Origin of the sequence: Succinivibrio sp., from assembly GCF_045124615.1 — a bacterium.
GTDB classification, from domain to species: domain Bacteria; phylum Pseudomonadota; class Gammaproteobacteria; order Enterobacterales; family Succinivibrionaceae; genus Succinivibrio; species Succinivibrio faecicola.
The window spans coordinates 1-2,961 of the sequence record NZ_JBGVMC010000135.1 but is presented as its reverse complement, the minus strand read 5'-3'; the positions used below and the strand labels follow the sequence as shown (position 1 = coordinate 2,961).

Sequence of the window (2,961 nt, the reverse complement as noted above, 5' to 3'; positions counted from 1 at the left end):
GTTTTTTCTTCAGGTTGGATGTTCAGAAGTGAACAGCCTGTGGTAAATAAACTTGAACCAATAATTGCTATAGATAAGAATCCTGCTAGCTTTGAAAATTTATATACCTTCATGGTTTAATTCCGATTATTGATAAACTTGTTTTATACCTAATAGGAGTGAAACCTAAGCCCACTCCTTACTTTGACTTACTCTTTCAACGGTAAAATATCGTTCTTGAATGTATACAAGAAGTGATATGATTTTTAACTATTGATTAAGTTCTTTATACATATCGCAACCTTTTTGCTTTTTATTATCGCAAGCTAAACCAAAATACTCTTTTGCTTTAGTATAATCTTGTTTTACACCTTGACCATATTGGTACATAACGCCTAAATTATATTGAGCAGAAGCATCTCCTTGATCAGCTGCTTTTTGCCACCACTCAACTGCTTTAAAGTAATCTTGCTTTACTCCACGGCTTTTATAATACATAAGACCTAAATTATATTGAGCAGCAGCATCTCCTTGTTCAGCTGCTTTTATCCACCACTCTTTTGCTTTAAAATAATCTTGCTTTACACCTAGTCCGATAGCGTACATAAGACCTAAATTATATTGAGCAGAATCATTTCCTTGTTCAGCTGCTTTTTGATACCACTCAAATGCTTTAAAGTAATCTTGCTTTACACCTTTTCCTTCCCTGTTCATATTTCCTAAATTACATTGAGCAGAAGCATATCCTTGTTCAGCTGCTTTTTGATACCACTTAACTGCTTTAAAATTATCTTGCTTTACACCTCGACCGTTTTCGTACATGATGCCTAAATTATATTGAGCAGAAGCATTTCCTTGTTCAGCTACCTTTTGATACCACTCAAATGCTTTAAAGTAATCTTGCTTTACACCTTGGCCCTTATTGTACATATAACCTAAATTAAATTGAGCTTCTTTAATTCCTTCTTCTGCTGATTTTTTACAATACTTAAAAGCCTCTGTATAGTTTTCTGAAGAATAATATAAGTTGCAACGTTCAAATACAGTTGCACTATCCATATTTGCAATTAAACTATCTTCTTCTTTACTTTTATCTTCAACTGTTTTCTCTTTAGGTTGGTTATCCAGTAGTGAACAGCCAGATGTTAATAAACTTGAACCAATAATTGCTACAGATAAGAATCCTGCTAGCTTTGAAAATTTATTTAATATCATTGTATTTTCCAAATGTTTATTGAAGTCTAACTTTTAAAGATCGAATTTATATCAGATAAAAATGCTTTTGCCTCAGCATGATCTTGCTTAGCCGCTTTTTCGAGCCATTTTTTTGCATTCATTAAATCTTGTTTAACACCAAGACCTTGAATATATAAGCCTGCTAAACAACATTGTGCTTCAGCATGACCTTGCTTAGCTGCCTTTTCGAACCATTTTTTTGCATTCACAAAATCTTGCTTTACACCTTTGCCTAGATAATAAATTTTAGCTAAATTATACTGAGCATCCGCATATCCTTGTTCTGCAGCTTTTTGATGCCACTCAACTGCTTTAAAATAATCTTGCTTTACCCCTTGTCCGTTAAAATACAAAACGCCTAAATTAAATTGAGCTTTAGCTTGTCCTTGTTCAGCTGCTTTTAAGAACCAATTTTTAGCTTCTATATAATCTATTTTAGTCCCGTCGCCACTAGAATACATGACTCCTAAATTATATTGAGCTGCTGCATCTCCCAGGTTGGCCGCTTTGATAAAATAATTTCTGGCTTCAGTATAATCTTGCTTTACACCTTCGCCTTCTAAGTACATGTTAGCTAAGCTACAAAGAGCATCTTTATTATCTTGCTCTGCTGCTTTGAGATACCATTTCATAGCTTCGGTATAATCTTGTTTAAGACCGAATCCTTTGTTATACATTAGACCTAAATAATATTGAGCTTCAGGATCACCTTGTTCTGCAGCTGGTTGACAATACTTTAAAGCCAAATCGTATTTCTTTTGAGCAAAACTCACACCAAATAGTTTTTTGTTCATAGTATTCTATAGATAGTAGTTATTAACTAATAGGAGTGAACCTAAGCCCACTCCTTACTTTGACTTATTCCTTTAATGGTAAAATATCATTTTTGAAAGTGTCAATTAAAGCTTCTTTAAGCTTGTTATAGAACGCAAACTTCAACAAAGGCTTTTCAGCTTCTTCCTTGTACCTCTTAAAATTACAGTTGTCCTGAATTTCATTTAGATTAGGAATAACATCATCACCTTTGTAATCACATGAAGAATAGTAAATGGTCTTCATTGCTTTAGGATCATCTAAGTACCATTTAGCGCAAAAATCTTCTATTAGCTTTTGAATAGCAGCTTTCTTCATATTCTCAAACAGAGCTGAGATTTTCTCCTGCTTGTACTTTTCAGGATCTGCTTTAATTTTTAACCATAAGTCATTAAGCAACTGACCAATCTTTGGAGTTCTTGCACTTAACTCTTCGATATAGTCTCCAATTTGCTTCATGAGTTGCTTTCTAAACTCTTCATTATCGTTAGAGCATAGTTCCTGAATAAGTTTAATAATATAACTATAGTTGATAGTAAAGGAGCCAAAAGATACAAGTTCTTGATCAGGATCAATCGGAGGATCGACTGGATCATCACCATTACCGTTTCCGTTATCATCACCACCATCTTTAATTTCTTCTTTTGCATTTAGATACATGGCATAGTATTTGGCATTTTCCTCTTCAGAAATTCCAAAATCATCTAAAGTGTGCTCGCAGAAGTTACTAAAGCCTGTTAGCTGATATTTACTTGCATCATATTTTTGGAAAGCTTTAACAAATAACTTCTTTTCTTCTTTTGCCAAATTAGGTACATCGTCAGGTGTTGGTGCAATAGTTCTTATAAGTGCTAATTTCGCTTTAAAGTCTGCTACTGCCTGTTCCCAGGTTGGTAATTCATATGGTTTATCACCAGATAGTTGTTCTCCTGA

General features: G+C 33.8%; 3 protein-coding genes. All 3 read right to left on the bottom strand.

Annotation, left to right across the window (positions count from 1 at the left end; genetic code table 11):
• Positions 1 to 249 precede the first annotated feature (249 nt).
• On the bottom strand, positions 250 to 1,194 hold the full coding sequence (locus ACJML3_RS03610) for a tetratricopeptide repeat protein (protein ID WP_406020699.1): 945 nt from the start codon (positions 1,192 to 1,194) through the stop codon (positions 250 to 252).
• Positions 1,195 to 1,220: 26 nt separating this feature from the next.
• Positions 1,221 to 2,009: an SEL1-like repeat protein gene (locus ACJML3_RS03605; RefSeq protein ID WP_406020698.1), complete on the bottom strand. Its 789-nt coding sequence runs from the start codon at positions 2,007 to 2,009 to the stop codon at positions 1,221 to 1,223.
• Positions 2,010 to 2,073: 64 nt separating this feature from the next.
• Positions 2,074 to 2,961, bottom strand: an 888-nt coding sequence (locus ACJML3_RS03600) for a type I restriction endonuclease subunit R, EcoR124 family (RefSeq protein WP_406020696.1), incomplete at its 5' end; no start/stop codon positions are given.